Source organism: Vibrio sp. R10-SF1-ISO8, assembly GCF_059833805.1.
On the sequence record NZ_JCBDHL010000010.1, the window covers coordinates 279,021 to 298,432 of the forward strand.

The 19,412-nt window shown below is 45.0% G+C and carries 16 protein-coding genes; 8 read left to right on the forward strand and 8 right to left on the reverse strand.

The window, feature by feature from the left end; genetic code table 11:
• Window positions 1-3: 3 nt before the first annotated feature.
• The gene (locus AC6R00_RS06845; protein ID WP_500639795.1) at window positions 4-1,407 is read right to left on the reverse strand and encodes a PTS fructose transporter subunit IIC; all 1,404 of its coding nucleotides are present in this window, start codon (window positions 1,405-1,407) and stop codon (window positions 4-6) included.
• A gap of 176 nt (window positions 1,408-1,583) precedes the next feature.
• On the opposite strand from AC6R00_RS06845, the gene AC6R00_RS06850 reads away from it, so the two are divergent.
• On the forward strand, window positions 1,584-2,231 hold the full coding sequence (locus AC6R00_RS06850; protein WP_500639796.1) for a MurR/RpiR family transcriptional regulator: 648 nt from the start codon (window positions 1,584-1,586) through the stop codon (window positions 2,229-2,231).
• Here the strand turns inward: AC6R00_RS06850 and AC6R00_RS06855 are convergent.
• Both AC6R00_RS06855 and AC6R00_RS06860 read right to left on the reverse strand, forming a co-directional pair.
• Window positions 2,228-3,073, reverse strand: a complete 846-nt coding sequence (locus AC6R00_RS06855; protein ID WP_500639797.1) for a DMT family transporter — start codon at window positions 3,071-3,073, stop codon at window positions 2,228-2,230. The two genes, AC6R00_RS06850 and AC6R00_RS06855, sit on opposite strands and share 4 nt — an antisense overlap.
• Window positions 3,074-3,230: 157 nt before the next feature.
• Window positions 3,231-3,974, reverse strand: a complete 744-nt coding sequence (locus AC6R00_RS06860; protein ID WP_500639798.1) for an oligogalacturonate-specific porin KdgM family protein — start codon at window positions 3,972-3,974, stop codon at window positions 3,231-3,233.
• Between the two features lie 287 nt (window positions 3,975-4,261).
• Between AC6R00_RS06860 and AC6R00_RS06865 the strand changes: the two genes are divergently transcribed.
• Window positions 4,262-4,606 carry a rhodanese-like domain-containing protein gene (locus AC6R00_RS06865; RefSeq protein ID WP_500640170.1) on the forward strand — a complete coding sequence of 115 codons (345 nt, stop codon included), beginning with the start codon at window positions 4,262-4,264 and terminating at the stop codon, window positions 4,604-4,606.
• A gap of 26 nt (window positions 4,607-4,632) precedes the next feature.
• Here AC6R00_RS06865 and AC6R00_RS06870 read toward each other — a convergent pair whose 3' ends face one another.
• Window positions 4,633-5,718 carry a protein kinase family protein gene (locus AC6R00_RS06870; RefSeq protein WP_500639799.1) on the reverse strand — a complete coding sequence of 362 codons (1,086 nt, stop codon included), beginning with the start codon at window positions 5,716-5,718 and terminating at the stop codon, window positions 4,633-4,635.
• A 452-nt stretch (window positions 5,719-6,170) separates the two neighbouring features.
• Between AC6R00_RS06870 and AC6R00_RS06875 the strand changes: the two genes are divergently transcribed.
• Complete coding sequence (locus AC6R00_RS06875) at window positions 6,171-7,898, forward strand: ABC-F family ATP-binding cassette domain-containing protein (RefSeq protein WP_500639800.1); 1,728 nt, start codon at window positions 6,171-6,173, stop codon at window positions 7,896-7,898.
• 33 nt (window positions 7,899-7,931) lie between these two features.
• On the opposite strand, the gene AC6R00_RS06880 is transcribed toward AC6R00_RS06875, so the two are convergent.
• The 4 genes from AC6R00_RS06880 to AC6R00_RS06895 form a co-directional block, all read right to left on the reverse strand.
• On the reverse strand, window positions 7,932-8,663 hold the full coding sequence (locus AC6R00_RS06880; protein ID WP_500639801.1) for a substrate-binding periplasmic protein: 732 nt from the start codon (window positions 8,661-8,663) through the stop codon (window positions 7,932-7,934).
• A 90-nt stretch (window positions 8,664-8,753) separates the two neighbouring features.
• Window positions 8,754-9,548 (reverse strand): MBL fold metallo-hydrolase, encoded by a 795-nt coding sequence (locus AC6R00_RS06885; protein ID WP_239854223.1) that lies wholly within the window; start codon window positions 9,546-9,548, stop codon window positions 8,754-8,756.
• 155 nt (window positions 9,549-9,703) lie between these two features.
• The gene (locus AC6R00_RS06890) at window positions 9,704-10,159 is read right to left on the reverse strand and encodes a BLUF domain-containing protein (protein WP_500639802.1); all 456 of its coding nucleotides are present in this window, start codon (window positions 10,157-10,159) and stop codon (window positions 9,704-9,706) included.
• 135 nt (window positions 10,160-10,294) lie between these two features.
• Window positions 10,295-11,911 carry an NAD(P)/FAD-dependent oxidoreductase gene (locus AC6R00_RS06895; protein ID WP_500639803.1) on the reverse strand — a complete coding sequence of 539 codons (1,617 nt, stop codon included), beginning with the start codon at window positions 11,909-11,911 and terminating at the stop codon, window positions 10,295-10,297.
• Between the two features lie 181 nt (window positions 11,912-12,092).
• Between AC6R00_RS06895 and fdxA the strand changes: the two genes are divergently transcribed.
• From fdxA to AC6R00_RS06920, 5 genes are all read left to right on the forward strand, one after another.
• Window positions 12,093-12,416: a ferredoxin FdxA gene (gene fdxA, locus AC6R00_RS06900; RefSeq protein ID WP_500639804.1), complete on the forward strand. Its 324-nt coding sequence runs from the start codon at window positions 12,093-12,095 to the stop codon at window positions 12,414-12,416.
• A 346-nt stretch (window positions 12,417-12,762) separates the two neighbouring features.
• Entirely contained in the window at window positions 12,763-14,433 is a 1,671-nt protein-coding gene (locus AC6R00_RS06905; RefSeq protein ID WP_500639805.1) for an ABC transporter ATP-binding protein, read from the forward strand.
• Complete coding sequence (locus AC6R00_RS06910) at window positions 14,426-16,114, forward strand: ABC transporter ATP-binding protein (RefSeq protein ID WP_500639806.1); 1,689 nt, start codon at window positions 14,426-14,428, stop codon at window positions 16,112-16,114. Before AC6R00_RS06905 ends, AC6R00_RS06910 begins: the two co-directional genes overlap by 8 nt.
• 51 nt (window positions 16,115-16,165) lie before the next feature.
• Window positions 16,166-18,139: a TonB-dependent receptor gene (locus AC6R00_RS06915; RefSeq protein ID WP_500639807.1), complete on the forward strand. Its 1,974-nt coding sequence runs from the start codon at window positions 16,166-16,168 to the stop codon at window positions 18,137-18,139.
• Window positions 18,139-19,365 (forward strand): MFS transporter, encoded by a 1,227-nt coding sequence (locus tag AC6R00_RS06920; RefSeq protein WP_500639808.1) that lies wholly within the window; start codon window positions 18,139-18,141, stop codon window positions 19,363-19,365. The genes AC6R00_RS06915 and AC6R00_RS06920 overlap by 1 nt, the downstream gene beginning before the upstream one ends.
• Window positions 19,366-19,412: the final 47 nt, after the last annotated feature.

The window sequence follows — 19,412 nt, forward strand, 5'->3', positions numbered from 1 at the left end:
TGTTTAGGCTTTTGCGTGGTCTGGTTTAGTGCACAGCAGTAGAGCTATAGCGATAAACATAGAACCCGCGATAACAGAAATGGTGTAGCTGATTGGGTCAGAAGATAGGAACCACCCCCAAACGGCTGGTAGTGGTAGGCTTTGCCATACGTTAAGGACGACAGCCAATTGCGTACCGATAATTGAACCCAGAATCATGATTGGAATCATCTTCGGATTTTTCAGAATGAATGGAATCGCACCTTCTGAGATACCGATTAGGCCCAGCATCAGAGAAGTTTTACCGACCGTGCGCTCTTCACTTGAGAAAACTGGCTTGCGGAACTTGCCATCTAGCAGCGCCGCGATGCCCACACCGATTGGTGGAATAACGATACCCAACTCACGAGCTATCAGGTCAAACCCTTCACCCATGCCGTTCAAACCAAGCGCAACCGAACCTGCTGCTTTGTTGATTGGACCACCTAAATCAAAGGCTGTACCTGCTGCAATCACCATTGAGTAGATACCACGCCCGGCATCACCGGCTTGAGTAAACAGGTCGATCATCGCAAGGTTTACAGCACCAAAGAATGGGTTAATCGCGTACTCCATAGTAAGCACCATCACGACACCCGTCACCGCCGGGACTAGCAGCATGGTCTTTAGCGTGGTCAGTTCGGTTTTCACCTTAATCACGTCGTTAAGGTAGCGAACCAGGTAACCCACAAGGAAACCAATCGCAATCGCACCGAAGAAGCCAGATGGCGCCCAGCCTTCTAAATCAAAGAAGCGCTTATAAGGTTCATCGGTCATCAAGCCGCCGATAAAAGCTGGGATCAGCGCTGGTTTGCCAGCAATCGAATACGCGAGGTAACCTGCAAAGATTGGATACATAAACTTGATGGTCATGAAACCAAGTTTATCTAGGGTTTGGATAGGTGTACCTGAGATATCAATGAACTCACCAGTGATTTTGGCGACAGCCATCAGCAGGCCACCCAGTACCACGACTGGTAGCATGTAGCTGATACCCGTCATGATATGACCGATAGCAACTTGGTAAGCCGAACGCTTTTCATCATGCACTTCGACATCTGCGTCCGACTTTTCCTTACCACGCAAAAATACCGTTGGTAACAAATCATCGACGCGCTTGATCAGCTCTTGAGTGCGAACCTGAAGTGGATTAGCGTTATCAAAACGCTCCATGTCCATAATAGGGACATCAACCGCCAAAACAACGCCGTCTGCGGTTGCAATGTCATGAGCAGTGAGTTTGTTTTTAACACCATCACTTCCCTGCGTTTCGACCTTCACTTCATAGCCTTGCTTTTCAGCCCAGGCTTTGATTTTTTTAGCCGCCATAAAGGTGTGTGCAATGCCGGTAGGGCAAGCGGTCACTGCAACGAGTTTTTTCTTACTCATGGTTGTTCACCGTTATACTTATCAACTGAGGCAAGTATATTTAGCGGTGATGTATCAAGGTACAGTTTCCTCGTACAACCCATGTATGACGATACTTTTGTGATAACTATCAAGGTAATTTCCCGCATTTTAACGCCTAATATTAACCATTCTGTTATTAAGTCTTAGTGTAAGCGATGAATACCTTTAAAGGGATCGAACGAGTCATATATGAGTACCTGATCAGCCACGCTAAAGAGCTAGATTCAGTCTCAGCCAAGACGATAGCCAACAAGGCCTTGACCACAACAACGTCGGTAAATCGGGTGTGTAAAAAGATGGGCTATGCGAGCTACACTGAGCTCAGATATAAACTCGCCGACGACCTGAATAAAGATGTCTCGCCAACAACTCAGGGCGATGACCAAGCGCAGCGAGTCGACAAGATAGCTCAGTCACTGATTCACTCTCCGGTGGTCTATCTATACTCTCGTGGGGCGTCGATTGTGAGCGTTTCGTATTTGTCGCGCTTTCTTTCCCTCGCTAACATTCCTCATCTAGTGATTACCGATATCCACCAGTTGGCTCGCGCGGAATCAGGCACAGTCATCCTAATTAGTAAATCAGGAGAGACACAAGCCGTGGTCGATATGGCCCACAATGCAAAGCGCAAAGGATTAAAGGTTTTTGCAATAAGTCATTTAGGCTCAACATTGGCAGGCATAGCAGGTATCAACCTTGACTTGGAAGAACAGGTCGATGGTATCTCACCATATCATCGCGAATCTCAAATCCATATCTTAGAGCTAGTCGATTTGATCGGACGAGAGCTGTTAGCGGGTTAATTGTTTGCTCGGGCCGTAAAGATAAGGGCAATCCCACCCAAAACCAGTAATGATGAGATAGCAGCGGTTAACGTTATCGACTCACCTAGCCCCACACTTCCTGCGGCAAAGGCAATCACAGGCACCGCTAACTGAGAGACCGACGCCTGAAGAACTGAGATATGTTTAACAACTTGATACCACAAAATGTAGCCAAAACCGGAAGCAAAGATACCCGACAGTAACGCCCATAGAACGCCATCAGCCGTGATAGTTTCAATTGAGACAAGTAGTGGGCTGGCAGCAAAAGCAAGCACACTTGCGAGCATAAACCCTTGGGTAATAGACACTGAAGCAACGCTATTTTGACGCCCTAACAGAGTGAAAATGCCCCAACAAACGCCAGAAACAAGCATTAGAGCAGCGGCACTCAAACTCGGAGCCTCTGCCGACGGTAGCATTAAAACAGTAAAGCCAGATAGAGCCACCCCAATACCTAGCATCTCTTTCACACTCAAGCGATTGCCAGAAATAACGTGAAACACCACTAAGGTCAGCTGCACCATACCAAACAGAATCAAAGCGCCGGTCCCCGTACTGAGCCGGGTGTAAGCATACGAAAAGCAAACTGCATAACCAAAAAGAGAGATGCCTGACCACCAGCTGTGTTTATCAGTAAAGAAGCGATAGCTCATTTGACCACGCCAACTTTGAATAAGCATCAGTGTTACCGCTCCGGAAACCAATCGTAGCCAAGTAAAAGAACCCGGATCGATAGCGTGATTCGCCAATGCTAGGCGACAAAAAAATGAGTTGGCAGCGAAGGCAATTAGCGCGACGACGAGTAGTGAAATAGTGTGCATGACTCTCCCTTTTAGCTAGAAGAGTGTAGTGGGTAATCAAGCGCTTGTAATAGCTTTAATCATTCTGGTTAAGACGGATTAGCTATAAAGAATCAGACATAAAAAAGCCAGTCAATGAGATGACTGGCAAAGGACAGATAGAGAACTAAAAACTACACTACAGGTTCATTACAACGCCAAAACGCACCGCGTAGTCATTGTCGCGATTACCATTGCTATCAACATAAGTCTCGTCTACCGACACTAACTCCATGTATGGCGTCCAAGTTTCATCGACTTTGTAGTTAACCATGATGGTATGCTCCCAGTAATCGTCTCGGCCCGTACCCTGATCAACCCCGTCTTGAACACGGTAGCGAGGGTTATACATTAAACCCCAATCACCGATGTTTTTAGAGAGCCACAAATCAAACTGATTTGATGCTCCGCGTGTTGTGCCGCTACCATCCAGATACTGCTTACCGTTAGCATCATTTGACCAGTTGTAGCGGTAGCGACCTGTCATCGACACCCCGTTGTCAAACGTGGTGCCTAGCTTTAAGTAAGGGCGATATTCCGTCCAGTCTGAAGTTGTGACGGTGACGAGACCAGGAGACCAATACCAATCATCATTAAGATTAAACTTGTAAGACGCTTCAAACTCTTGAGCTGCCGCTTGCAAACCGTTCTTGTCTGGGTTGTTAGCATCATTACTGCCAAAGTAAGCGTCGTTATGAAGCTGAGCTGCTTCTGCACTGAAGTAAAAACCGTTCTCGAAAGTATGCATAAACTTCACGCGGCTATCACGATTTTCTGACGTCGTATTGTAACCAAAACGAACATCAAGTTTGGTTTCTCCCGCGATGGCAGAAGTCGATGCACCTGCAAGCAAAGCTGCGCAAATTAGGGTTTGGAGTTTCATTCGTAGACCTTTAAAAATGTTTATAAAAATGTGCTGTCAGTGACGCCAAATATAGGGCTACGGATAAACTCGGTAAAAGGTATGGTGATACATTCGCTGTATCAAGGTTCTATTGAGTCCCAAGTCACAACAGATGTTTCTAGGTTGTTTCTATTCAAAGGGACACGTAAGAAAATGTGACAGAAAAATCGCTACGAAACGGGCAAAGAGTAGGTGTTGTGACTTATCTCGCGGTGAAAAGCGAGTATTCAGATATGCTGAGTGAGTTACAGCAAAAGGGAACCACCATGAAGCGCCTAACACTACTTTTTACATTACTGGCTGCGCTAAGCCTTCCAGCTTTCGCCTCTGAGCGGGCAGAGATAGGTTGGCAGTGGATAGATCAAGGCGCAATGATTGTTGATGTCAGAACGCCACCAGAGTTCGCAGACGGGCATTTACCACAAGCTGTGAACTACCCGCTCTCAGCGCTAAACATTCACTTTGCCGATATCGATAAAGACACTCAGATAGTACTGTATTGTCGTAGTGGCAATCGTTCAGGGAAGGCTTATCAGTATCTAAAAGCAAAAGGCTTTACCAATTTGCATAACGCTGGCGGCTTGGTAGAGATGCTAGAGAGTCAAAACTGATAAGCTCTGCCTTGAACAATAACTTCCTACTTAATTTGATACCGTTTCACCAATTCTCGCTTGTGATTGTATGATTCAATAAGCTCCTGCTGGGTTTTCCCTTCATTGTGATAGAAAAGTCCACCTTGCTGCTTGAGCTTATTGTAGTGCTCGCGGATCATCGACAGCACTAAATCCACTCGCTTAATAGTAGTCGGTGTACAACTTTGACCATCAAGATCATCCTCAATATCGAGTACATGCGAGCGAAACATTTCTACTTGGAACAAAGAATCGAGCTCGTGATCATTCTCCAGTGCTTGCTGGTAGCGTTTAGCAAGATTCTCTTTCTCGGTAAGAACACCTAGATCTGCATCGTTATTTCTCAGCCAATTTATCTGTTCTACTAAGGTATTGAGCGCTTCGTACTTAACATTTTTAAAGACCTCAATAGAGTCGTTGTAAGATAAATCATTCTCTAACAACCAACCGGATAAGAAGCGAGTTTCAAATCGCTCACAGAAGTTGAACATAGGTGCTTCTAACCCATTGCTGTTGAGTTCTTTAAGTGGATTGAACGGATACATATAACCAAAGTCGAACAGCCATAATTTATGCTGCTCATCAACAAGCAAGTTACCTGCGCATAAATCCCATTCAAATAGACCTATCTTTTCGCACGCTGATAACGTGGAAAACAGCTGCGAGAGCATTGAACTCGTTATCTGTTTAACGGGTTCCCCTTCAATCCAGTCAGACAGAATAATGCCTAAGCGATAATCAGCATAAATCGTAGACACTATGCACTCGAAATCCGGCGAAGTACTCGTATCGTCTTTTTGCTGCTGAATATCGAAACGACGTTGGACTTCGTTAAGGAAGGAGTACTGACCATCGAGGTTTTTCACTTTCGCTTCTGGTCTCTTTTTCTTCAGGGTGTAATCCTTGCCATCAAATCGAACTCGAAAGACTTCTGCGGTTAGTCCACTTTGAAATGTGTCGACAACGTAATCAGAGTCAGCAGTGGTAGCTGCCAGTAACTCGGGAGGTATAGGGATTTGCTTAGCGCAACCGACAATTAGGTTGCGTTCACTTAGATCAAACTCTTGCTGTTGCGACTGACGTTGATTCACGGGAGACTCCTTGTCTGGCATGTGTATTTGGTGATTTTATCAACAGCAACATGATGTAAATCCTCCCAGATTTTTAAATTCAGGGTTGAGAGAAGAGGCGTAAGCCAAAAGTATAAGCCTATGATTGTTATCACGAAGCAGTCTTGAACCCTGATAGTTTTCTGTACATTGGTGACAATGGCGCTAAAATGCTCATCAACGAATAACCGAAAGTGGCAACACTTTTATAACTAACTTAAGGAGGAATTTATGTCTTTGTGGTGTTCAATCAACCCACGCTTTTATGGCATGAAGGCTCGCTCAAGAGTTTTAGATATCGCGCTGCGATAATCTCGACTTGAGCGAAATATCAACTATAGACGAATAACGTCCCCGAGTACTTTCCCTCAAGCTCGAAGAATTATTGTCAGCACAGACAACGGCCTTTTGCGCCCCAAATTCTTGAGAAAATTATGAGTACTTATTTAACTGCACAATCACTAACTCTTTCCTACACCTCAAACCCGCTGTTTAAAGCACTAACCTTCACCCTTAATCGTGGTGATAAAATCGGACTCATTGGTCACAACGGCTGTGGCAAAAGCTCTCTATTGAAGCTACTCAATGGTCAATACGAGCCGACTGAAGGTCACATAGCCAAAGCAACTCATTGCCTTATGAGCTATGTAGAGCAACATGTTCCTGAGCACCTTTATAGTCAAAGTATCCGTGAAGCCTTAGCTGAAATGTTAAGTATGGATGACGACTGGCGCGCTGAACTGGTGTTGGCCGAGCTTGGTTTTTCTGACTCTGAGCAAGATATGCCTGTCGCCAATTGCAGTGGTGGTCAGCAGATGCGATTGCTTATCGCGAGAGCCATTATCAATCAGCCAGACTTACTGCTTCTCGATGAGCCCAGCAACCACTTAGACTTACCTTCGTTACTTTGGCTAGAGCAGTTTCTCTCCAATTGGAAAGGCTCTTTTGTGTTGGTTTCACACGACCAAACTTTGCTAGATCGAGTGACAAATACGACTTGGGTCATGCGAGATCAATCTCTTCATCATTTTGCCTTACCTTGCACCCAAGCAAGAGCAGCACTACTTGAGAAAGATCGGCAAGACCAAGCCCGACATGCCAACGAGCAAAAAGAGATAGACCGAATAGAGAAAAGTGCTAAACGGCTCGCGACCTGGGGTAAGGTTTATGACAACGAAGATCTCGCCCGTAAAGCAAAAACCATGTTCGCGAGAAAAGAGCGCTTAGAGGAAGCTCAAACAGAGCTGACAGAAGGCACACCTTGGCAGCTTGTATTGCAAGGTGAAGCTCTGCCTGCCAACCGACTGCTTGAAACCGGCGAGTTTAGCGTTACACCACCAGATAGCCATTTCCATCTATTTAATATGGTAGAAATGCGCGTAAAAAGTGGCGACCGAATTGCGGTTTTAGGAAGTAATGGCTGTGGTAAATCAACCCTGCTTAACCAACTTTACCGACATTATCTCACCGAGATTAGCCCATTGAGCTCACAGGCTGTCACCTTCCATGACAGGTGTCGCTTAGGATATTACGACCAGTCTCTCAAGCAGCTGAAAGACTCTGACACTATAAGCGACGCCTTACAGGCCTTTTCATCCGTGAATAGTGAAATAGCTAAGCGTTCGCTCATTGGTGCAGGCTTTGAGTATACGCGGCATAACCAAGATGTGGCATCACTCAGTGGTGGTGAGCGTGCGCGCCTGCTATTTATCGGCCTAACCCTCGCGAAATACCATCTGTTGTTTCTTGACGAGCCAACCAACCACTTGGATATGGAAGGCAAAGAAGAGCTGATTGCGACTTTGAATGAGTTCAATGGTGCAGCACTCATTGTCAGCCACGACCGTAGCCTCATTGAACAAAGCTGCAATCGTTTCTGGTTAATCAACAATGGCACATTGACCGAATACCTAAGTGTTGAAGAGGTGTATCAAGAGATAGCCGAACATCCTGACACAGCGTTAGCTGTTCAAGCATCTGATAATCAGCAGGAGTTGAGTCCCTTCGATGGAAAGCTAACTGGCGAAGAGCAACTGTTGGAGCGTTTGATAGAGCTAGAAACGTTACTTGAAGAAGATCTTGAGCGTAAACCTAAACATCAAAAGCCCAACCTGCAGCAAGGTTGGCGTGAGGAGATAGAACAAATAAACAGTCGACTATAATCAAAAAGTAGGGGCACCATCAGGTGCCCTACATTATTCGTACTGTTTAATCAGTTCGGCAATTCTTCCCGATTGTTGCAGAGACTTCAGCCCGGCATTAAAAGCCGAAAGAATACTCTCTTTGTTTGGATGATCACGACTGATAGCAATATATAACGGATTCTCAGCTAATGGTTTGTCGATCAAAGCGAAATCATTAATCTCTAATTCGTTGTTCTTTACATACCATAAGAAAAAGAACTTATCGGCCACTAATGCATCGATCCGGCCAGCTTTTAACTTTCTCACATTGGTCGCTAAACTATCAGAATCCATCCGATCAAAAGCATTCGATTTCAAAAAGTCATCATCATAGGCATAGCCTCGCAATACTCCGATCCGCTTCTCGTTTAAACTTGCTAGCCCTGTATAACTGAATGCGTTTTCTTTGAGCGTGACAAAGATGAGTGAATTGGTCAGATAGGCATCACTGAAGTCAAGGTACTCTAGTCTCTCGCTACTCTTCCAAACGGTCAGCGCAATATCATAGCGCTGAGTCGTCACTTCTCTTAAAGCTCGGCTCCAAGGTTTAATGGTATTTTTAATGGTGTAACCTTGTTCAGCAAAAGCTTCCGAAATGATCTCATAGGCTAAACCTTTCACTTCTGCGGAGTCGATAACATATGGCGGCCATTCATCCTGTATCGTCCATACTATGCGTGAAGGAACCTGTGCTTGGGCTGAAAAGACAAACAACATACATATTGTGATAAACCGGACAATCATGATTAGTCCCTCTCAATCATATTTCGAGTTAGAGTCACTGCTTCTCGACACCTAACCTCGGTTCTCTCCGCCTTTTACAACACAACGCCTTTAGTGAAGAGAATGTAACGCGGTAAGGTTAAACTCTAACGCTGGCTTAAGAAGCTTTGGGGGCGTCAGTTGATGATCTCGTCCCTCCCTTTTCTCAACAAATTGTTGGCATGAGGTATTCTCATCAACCAAGATGTTGTCATGCTTTTCATCACCTATCGTGGTTTTATAATGGAGGTTTTCTGCCTTATCTGGGTAATCATGACAAAGGTACACTTCTGTACTGTCCTTCAATTCATACAGCTTACGTATCGACTCAAACATTTTCTCAGCGCTGCCACCAGGAAAGTCGGCCCGACCCGTACCATTAAAAAACAATGAGTCACCAACAAACAGTGCATCACCTATCTTAAAGGTTAAGTCAGATTGGGTGTGTCCGGGTGTCGCAATGACCTCTAAGTGAGAATTGCCAAAATCCATCTCTTCATTTTCCAATAGATAATGTTCAAAATGATAAAGCTCACTGAGACACAGTTCGTCCTTCCACTGCGCATAAACCTCTTTTACCCCTTCTGAAACGTAAATCGGAGCCTGAAGTTCCTTACTCAAATAAAACGAACCCGACAAATGATCCGCGTGAATATGCGTTTCCAAAATAGCCACTATGTGCAGCTGATTAAGTTGAATATGATCAATAATCTCTTGCGCAGACTCGTAGCTAATCTCGTCATTTTTCACATCATAATTGGCAACAGGATCAATGATAATCGCTTCTTTTGTATCCTGATCAGCCACCACATAGCTTATGGTGCCAGAGTCAGGATGAAAAAAATGTTGGATGTTCTGAGATGCCATTTTGCCTCCTTGAGAGGGGTCGGATTCAATAGGAAAAATAGAACAGCGAATAGTACTCAGTTTAGACCTTTGTCAGGATCATGAAGGAAAAAAGTACGACTAAAATGAGCAATGCAATCGTAATATTATGTTCGTAGAGCAAGCAAATACTTGTTTTAACGATAAGTTTTCGATAGGGCATCGCTGTGCAAATAAGCGAGTGGCAGGTGACTTCTTAACTCAGTAATTAACTCGTTTGCAGATTGTGCATCAAGTCTATATGGGTTGAATTCAGGTGAATCCATAAAATAGAAGTTGAGCGTTTTTAGAATCTCTGATTGAAGCAAATAAGCCATAGACCAACCGCTAAACTGCCTATTTTCTATTGAACTTCTATCTAGCAGCGTGACATTACAATGACGCTTATCTTTCTGGATACGGCGATAGGTAGACTCCACATTCTCCTCGCTACCTTCCAAATACTGTATAAAATAATGTTGATTGAAATACAAAATCCCCGTGACTTCATGTTCACCATTATTTTCCTGAGCACTGTTCATTATGTCTTCAAAAGATGTCAGCTCAAACGCCTTGCTAACTGTGCTCACATAGATAAGTTTAATCAGATCCATTGATACCCCTCAAAGTGCATATAGGCAAAGCTTAGTCGCGACTGTCGTAAGTTACAAAACGATCAATTGCAAATTTTGACAATAAAAAAGGCCCTTCTGCCATAACAGAAGAGCCTAGATATTTGATTAGTCAGGTTACGCGTTTTCTAGGTCAGCAACCATTACCTTAGAAAGAGCTTCAGCCACCTTGATACCGTCAATACCCGCAGAAAGGATACCACCAGCATAACCAGCCCCTTCACCTGCTGGGTAGAAGCCTTTAAGGTTGATGCTCTGGAAGTCTTTGCCACGCTTGATACAAACTGGAGAAGATGTACGAGTTTCAACACCAGTCAATAGACCGTCATCAGACGCAAAGCCTTTGATCTTCTTATCAAACGCCGGAATTGCTTCACGGATCGCTTCAATGGCAAAATCTGGTAGCGCTTTAGAGATATCCGTTAGGTGGATACCTGGAGTGAATGACGGCTGAACGTCGCCAATCTCACTCGGATCGCGACCTTTAAGGAAGTCACCAATTTTCTGCGCTGGTGCATCATAGTTTTCACCACCAAGTACGTAAGCACCTGATTCAAGCTCACGCTGGAAACGGATACCTGCTAGTGGGTCACCTGGGTAATCACGTTCAGGGTCGATACCCACCACGATTGCACTGTTTGCATTACGCTCTGAACGCGAGTATTGGCTCATACCATTGGTCACAACGCGACCTTCTTCTGACGTAGCGGCGACGACAGTACCGCCCGGACACATGCAGAAGCTGTATACAGTACGACCATTCTTACAGTGGTGAACCAGTTTGTAGTCTGCTGCGCCAAGAATTGGATTGCCCGCGTTAGGACCAAAGCGCGCTTCATCTATCATTGACTGCTTGTGCTCAATTCGGAAACCAACCGAGAACGGCTTCGCTTCCATGTACACGCCGCGATCGTGCAGCATTTCAAAGGTATCACGCGCACTGTGGCCGACGGCTAGAACAACGTAGCGAGATTTAATCTCTTCGCCGTTTGATAGTGTTAGACCCGTGATTTGCTCGCCATCCATGTGGATATCATCGACGCGAGTGCTAAAGCGGATTTCACCACCCAGTTCGATAATTTTCGCACGCATCTTCTCGATCATCGTTACCAGCTTAAAGGTACCGATGTGCGGCTTACTTACGTACATGATCTCTTCTGGAGCGCCTGCTGCAACGAACTCAGTAATCACCTTACGACCGTAGAAGTTAGGATCTTTTACTTGGCTGTAAAGCTTGCCGTCAGAGAACGTACCTGCACCACCTTCACCAAACTGTACGTTTGATTCCGTATTTAGAGTGCGCTTACGCCAGAAGCCGAAGGTATCTTTTGTACGCTCACGAACCTCTTTACCACGCTCAACAACGATAGGTTTAAAGCCCGCTTGCGCAAGAATCAGTGCCGCGAACAGACCGCACGGACCAAAGCCGATAACCACAGGACGTTCCGTCACGTTCTCAGGCGCTTTCGCAACGAACTTGTACTCCATATCTGGCGTTTCTTTTACATGTGGGTCACTAACGAACTGCTCAAGTAGCGCGGCTTCGTTTTCAACTATAACGTCTAGCGTGTAGATCAATAGGATGTTGGCTTTTTTACGAGCATCGTAGCCACGTCTAAATACATTGTAAGAGATGACTTGGTCTTCAGAGATGCCAAGCTTCTTGGTGATGGCAGCAGTCAGCGCCTCTTCCTCATGATCAAGAGGAAGTTTAATTTCATTTAAACGTATCATGTTGATGTCTCGTATAGATAGGTGTCTTAGCCAAAACCGTTTGACGAACGGTCAGCTCACAATGGCGCGCATTTTACGAGAAATTGAATTGTCTGTCATACTAAATCAAACATATTGAATTTTGCCTTGGGATGAGTATTATCCCCTCTCTTCTATTTTGACTAACTTAAGAGCATTCATCATGGCGTTTGTCGTAACTGATAACTGTATCCAATGTAAATACACTGACTGTGTCGCTGTATGTCCGGCAGATGCGTTTCATGAAGGCCCAAACTTTATGGTCATCAATCCAATCGAATGCATTGACTGTGGTCTGTGTGTTGATGAATGTGATGCGCACGCGATCTTCCAAGAAGATGAAGTGCCAGACGATCAAACGCTTTTCATTGAGCTCAATGCTGAACTTTCCGAGCTTTGGCCAGTACAAACCGAAGTGAAGCCCGCCATGGATGAAGCAGAAAAATGGAATGGCGTGCCAGACAAGCTAGGCATGCTGGAGAAGTAGCGAGAAAGCGAGAAAGCGAGAAAGCGAGAAAGCGAGAAAGCGAGAAAGCGAGAAAGCGAGAAAGCGAGAAAGCGAGAAAGCGAGAAAGCGAGAAAGCGAGAAAGCGAGAAAGCGAGAAAGCGAGAATTTTGAAGGGTTGGCATTTTGTGTCAACCCTTTGTTTTTATTGCCGTCATATTCAAGAGTTGAGGCTTTCGGTAAGAACAGGTTTATGCAATAAAGAGCGCCTGCTTTACTCCTAGCACTACCACCGCAAAACGTTTCCCGATATTCGCTTTCTATTTCCCGATATTGCTATTGTTAAAATAACGCTTAGATGAGAATACCTCCCATTAAGGAGTCATCTATGCATCTAACGGACAAGATGAGCGTCACTCAAGCACTCATCTCATTATTAAAAACGGAAAAAAAACGCATCACTTATACCGGTGTTAGCGCTGTGTTGTGTGTGTTCGCAGAACTCGCCACTTGGATTTGCTTATACGCCGCATTGAGCAAGTACCTAAATACCCAAAGTCTCTATTTCTACTTAGCCCTTATGACCATTGCAGTCTGTGTGCGCTATTTTTTCTATACGATTTCGGTATGGCAGGCGCACCTTGCGGCTTATCAAATTATTCAGACCATTAGGCAGAAGCTCGTTCGTGCTCTGTCCGAAATGCCAACCGCTAAACTGATGCAATACCATCGTGGAGATATAGAAAAACGACTCAGCGACGATTGTCAGAGCCTTGAACCTCTTATTGCTCATCATACGACCGATATTATTACTGGTACTTTACTTCCGTTTGTTTTGCTTGGTTTTATGGTCAGCATCGACTGGCAACTAGGCTTAATCGCATTAAGTCCTCTCCCCCTCGCTGTGATTGCCCAAACAGTCATGATGCGTGGCTTTTCAGATAGACAAAAAAAGTACAATCAAGTCGTTGCGAATATGCACAAAGCGCAACTAGAGTTTTTGCGTAGCATCGGCGTGATGAAACTATTCGGCGTTGACGCGGACTCTTACCGCCAGTTAAGCAATAACATGACTAAGCACCACAAGCTGGTTAACGCTTATACCAATCAAATGGTTGGAGCATGGGTCACCTTTACCACCTTAGCTCAAGCGTCTTTGGTTCTTGTTATTCCATTCGCCATCGTCAAATTGACCCAAGGTTCATTAAGCCCGGTCGAGCTCGCGATGATCGTGATTCTTTGTGCCGGCATCCTTAAACCATGGTTGGATCTAACACAGATATTTGGGCAAGTGCAGCAGTCCTTTTCTTCTCTAGAGCGAATACTACCTCTGTTCTCAGCAACGTCGGATCAACATTTCAAATCCATTGCAACGCCTTATGTCGAGCTTTGTTGTGAAAACTTAGCAGTCAAACGTGACTCACTCGATATCGTCAGTGGACTGAGCCTTCAGTTATCTCATGGCGAGTGCATCGTAATTCAAGGCGCATCAGGCTCAGGGAAAAGTAGTCTACTGGCAACGCTCTACGGAGAATTAGCAATTTACGAAGGCGATTGGTTTATTAACCAAAAAGCCGTGTCTTCGATGTCCGATAGAGAACGAAGCCAATTTATCTCAGTTGTCGACCAACACCCTGTTTTCTTCAGCGCATCAATACGCGAAAACTTGGTCTTAGGAGATCGATTGATACACGACTCCGTGATTATCAAACTCCTCGATATGCTTGGACTTTCTGCACTTATCGAACAGCTTCCGAATGGTTTGTATTCCAGTATGGATGAAACCGAACGCAATTTTAGTGGAGGGGAACTACAGCGGTTAGCCATCGCTCGCGCCATGCTAGTACGCCCTGCCATTCTGGTTTTAGATGAAGCGACTTCTCATCTAGATAAGGTAACGGAAAATCGTGTTCTAGAAGCAATACGTCAACATGCACCGCAGCAAATCCAATTGGTCATCAGTCATGGTTCACAAGCATTAACTATCGCTAACCGAGCGTTTTCATTATCACACGGGCAGCTTAAACAAATTCATCTTGAGGAGACCGTCTGTGCGTAACATTCTCAAGCTACTCGATCACGCCGATATCAATCCAAAAACGTTTTTGGTTGGCATTGCTGGCAAACTGTTCAGTGAGATTCTGCCATTATTTTGTTGGCTACTGATATTCGGAGCCCTTACCCAAACATGGTTACTTTCTCTTGAAGCCCTATTCGCAGTTTCACTTATCACGGTTGTCGTTCAATGGCGGTTAGGACAATCCGCCAAACAAAGCTTCTTAGGCGCTTATGACATTACTCACCACCTGAGAAAAGTGCTACTACATGACATTCGTAGCCAACCGTTTTCCAAGATCACAGGGCAAGGTCTGGGAGAGCGCATTAAGCTAATCACTCGTGATTTAAAAGCATTCGAAGACATTTTTAGTCACCTAATTGCTGACTTGATCGCAGCTTTGGTGGTTCCGTTCGCGATGCTTTGTGTACTGCTATTTTGCTCACCTTACCTAGCCTCACTTATGCTGATTGTTATGGTGATCGCGAGCTTATTGCTGTGGAAATTCGAAGATAACTTTTCCAAACAAGCACAACGCCATGTCGATAAAAACGCTTCTTGCACCAACAAACTGCTCGAATACATAGCTTGTTTACCAACGCTAAAACGCTTTGGTCGCAGTGAAGTATTAGCGGCTCCACTTAATCAAGAATTAGTAGACTTGCGCAAAACAGGGTTAGGGGTTGAATGGGCTGGTGGAATTGGCGTCATTTTAGCAAGCTTGTTGCTTGAGCTTTCTATTCCGATGGTTGCGGCGCTCGGCGCTTACTTAATGAACCTGGGCAACTTTACGCTCGGGGAGTGGTTAGTTTCAATCATTGCTGCCGTCGCTTGTATCCGACCATTTGTACGCATGACTATTTTCTCTACGTTACTCAGATACATGGCTAAATCTGCCGATCGTCTATATGCCCTGAGCCAAGAACCACAACAACCTGTGCATGGTGTTCAGCCGCATCACCACGACATTGAATTCAAAGCGGTTGAGTTAACTCTGGATGGCAACACCATTCTTAAAGACATCAATTTGCAGGTTCCATATGGGCAACATATCGCGCTCATCGGTACCAGTGGAGCGGGAAAAACCACCTTGTTAGATTTACTTGCTGCATTCCACATCCCCACTCATGGAGCGGTAAGAATTGGTGGTTGCACGGTAGAAGCGATAGGGACAATGCACTGGTATCAGCACATCTCCTACGTAACCCAAAATGTGCAATTGTTCGCAGGGTCGCTAAAAGAAAACTTGCTCATCGCAAAGAAAGACGCTAGCACCCAAGAGTTAGAAGCTGTAATCACTACCGCAGGACTTGATGAGCTGATCGCTCGTTTGCCACAAGGACTAAACACCGAAATAAACGAGAATGGCAAGGATTTATCGGGTGGAGAACGTCAACGCTTGTCCCTCGCAAGAGCGTTGCTTCATGATGCGCCCATTGTGCTTCTTGATGAGTTTACATCCGCACTCGACCAACCCAAACAACGGGAAATACTGCATAGCATTACCGAGTGTTTTGCCTCTAAAACCATGATCACAGTAGCGCATCGATTGGACACCATTGCTGATGCGGATTGCATCTATTTGATGAACCAAGGTCGCATTGAGGATTTTGGCTCGCACAACCAATTAATCACAACCTCTTCCCGCTACCAATCTCTGTGGGAAACTCAACATAACAATTAAAAATACAGCGCTGTGAGTAGTGCTAACTTATTCAGATTCAAGGAAAACAGTATGTACAAGATTTCTTCGCCGCGCACCGTCATTGCAAGCGCTATCCTCACTATTTTGGGTACTTCATACTCCTATGCCGAAGAAACACCACCAGCAATAGAAGTGGTTGTCGTTGAAGCAACCAAGTTCGATACTCCTTTATCGCAAGTGAATAATTCAGTTGTGGTCAAAACGGGAGAAGAGCTCGAAAAAGCAGGCATTTATCAGGTCAAAGATCTCGAGATGGTATTCCCTGGAGTGCTTATACAAACTCGCGGAAATCGAACTTACGCTAACACCACCATTCGCGGGATTAGTTCACCTGACTACTATTCTCCAACCGTAAGCATTTATGTGGATGGTGTCCTGCAAGATAACGCTTTTGTCACTCAACCACTGATTAACGTGGAAAAAGTCGAATTGCTGCGTGGCCCGCAAGGCACACTTTACGGTGGGAACGCGCAAGGCGGTGTCATTAACATCATAACTCGTCGTGAAACTGACACCACTGAAGTCAAAACTTCTGCTCTATATTCGAATTTGAGTCAGCAGGTTGATGCCGTCGCCGCGACCCGTTTATCAGACTCCATTTCAGCGGATATTGCAGCTAGATATATTTACGATGAAGGTGATATTAAACATGCCGCCAGCGGAAAAAAAGACGCAAACGATGCAGATGAGCAAACACTGAAAGTTCGCTTTCACTACTTACCAAATGACTCAAAACTTAGCGCAACCCTATCAATCGCCGCAGATAGGCTCGACAGCCATGAAGAATGGTACCTCACTGAGAGTGAACATGACTCTGGTGTAAAAGACGCACCTATCCCCAAGCTAAAGCGAGACGTTAATACTTTCGCTTTGAATCTTGGTTACGATTTAGATTCCTCTCAAATCACAAGTATCACCGCTTATCAAACACGCGAAATAGACCGTGAATATGTATATGGCTACTACCAAGAAGACCAAAACAAGTTCAGCCAAGAACTGCGTCTAAACCAACAATACAACGATCGTTTTAGCTACGTAGTTGGTGGCTACTTGGAATATCGCCGCTTGGACGTGTCAGCCAATAACGCACGAAATAAATTGGACTATGACACTTATGCGTTGTTTGGGCAGGCAAACTACCAGTTTGCACCGCAGTGGGATGTATCTCTTGGCGTTCGAGCTTCATACCTAAAAGTAAACTCTGACTTCAACGGTAACCCAGCGCGATTTATCACCCCCTTTAACAAGGAACAGACAGAATCGACAGTCTCACCAAAAGCCGCCATTGGTTGGCAAGCAAGTGATGACACTCGACTTTACGCTTCGATAACCAGTGGTTACCGACCAGGGGGCTACAACGTTGTTCCTCTGAGCAATGCCGATGCAAACGGTTATGACGCGGAAACATCACTCAATGGTGAGCTAGGTTGGCGCACCAGCTTTGCGAATCAGAAAGTCGATTTTAGTGGCGCATTGTACTGGATTAAAACGGACGATATTCAACTATATACCGGTACGCCAGGGCATCAAACCCTTAAAAATATGGGCGAGGCTCTGAGTAAAGGTATCGAAGCTGAGTTCGCTTTCTACCCAACCGACGATCTGACCATCACTGCTGCCGGGACTTTTGGACATTCAACATTTGAATCAAACAACAGTACCTTTGAAGGAAATCGACTGCCTTACGCGCCAGACACCACGGCAACGTTGGGCTTTAACTATTACCTACCAGTAACAGGAATCAAAGGAGATATTTCGATCAACTCTCAAGCTCGTTATAACTCTAAAATCTACTTTAACGAAGCTAACTCACTATCACAAAGTGCGTACACTTTAGTCGATCTATCCATTGACTACGACTACAGCGAAGCCCTGTCTATCTCGCTCTTTAGTAACAATATTACTGACAAAGACTACACCACTTACGCATTCTCTTATGGTCAGACATACAGCAATTACGGGACAGGTAGAGAAGTTGGCGTGAAAGCGAAGTACGAGTGGTAATGAAACCTATGGTTAAACCATTGCTCGCCGTTCTGGCGAGCGTTTATACCATCCAAAGCTTAGTCAGTATGTTCTCACTTCAAGGCTTGCCAGCGATAATGCGACATGAGGGCATAGGTACCTCCCAAATAGGGTTGTTCTACCTTGCAATGCTTCCTTGGGTCGCTAAATTTTTGTGGTCACCTTGGATCGAACGGCAACGCAAAAAGGGAGCTAGCTTACAAAATCACGCCATAATTATTTTCGGTTCTCAGCTAGTTTTAATTGCCATACTCATTACGCTTTGCATCATTGGAACGATCGAGAATCGAATGACCCTGTTTGCTGGCGTTTTGGTTATCAGCTTATTTTCCAGCTTCGCTGATATCGCTACAGACGGTCTGGCGATTGACCAGTTGGAGGCAAAAAGAAGATACCTAGGCAACGTCATGCAAGTTGGTGGTTCGTATCTAGGGGCTGTTTTTGGCGGTGGATTGTTTATCTATGCGACTTCATTGCTCGATTGGCAAACCGCATTATTCGGTCTGGCTCTTCTGACTTTATTATTCAGTATGCCAACGCTTTGTTTATTCTGGAATCACAGCGCCAATCAGAAAAGCGTGCCAACAGCTCGCACTCCCTCCCTTAAAGCTGCATTTTCTAATCCTGAAGTAAGGATTGGACTGCTCCTTGTGACCGTATCGCAGCTCGGAACGAGAGGGACATTATCAATGATGATGCCTTTCTTGGTCGACAGTGGCATAGAGCTAGAAAGCTTAGGTCTTTTAGTTGCCGGAGGGGGAGTGATTACTGGTTTAATTGGCGTAGTGCTAGGTGGCTGGTTAATAAAAAAAAGTCGATCACTCAATGTGTTACTACTAATGATGGTCTTTGAAGTCGTGTTTTTTAGCTTCTATTTAGCATACGACTTAAATCTTGCTGAGCAGGGATGGTTAATCGCGGGTATCTTTGTCGTTAATGGCATCATTACGTCGGCTAAATTTGTTGCGCTTTATACTCTAATGATGGGGTTTGCCTCCGGACATCAGTCAGGTGTGGACTTCTCTCTTTTCCAATCGATGGATATGTTCATTGCAATCGTGATGGCTATCATTTGCGGGGCACTGATCGGCGCTTTCGGGTATTCAGTGCATTTTATGTTAATGATCGCTTTTAGCCTCATCGCTATCTTCATAATCCCAGTCTTAAAACCAAATGAGAAGGCGAGCCTCATCTCACAAATCTAACCAAGCCCTGTCGTTAAAGAAGCTTTAGGTATATCCAGAGCTTCTTT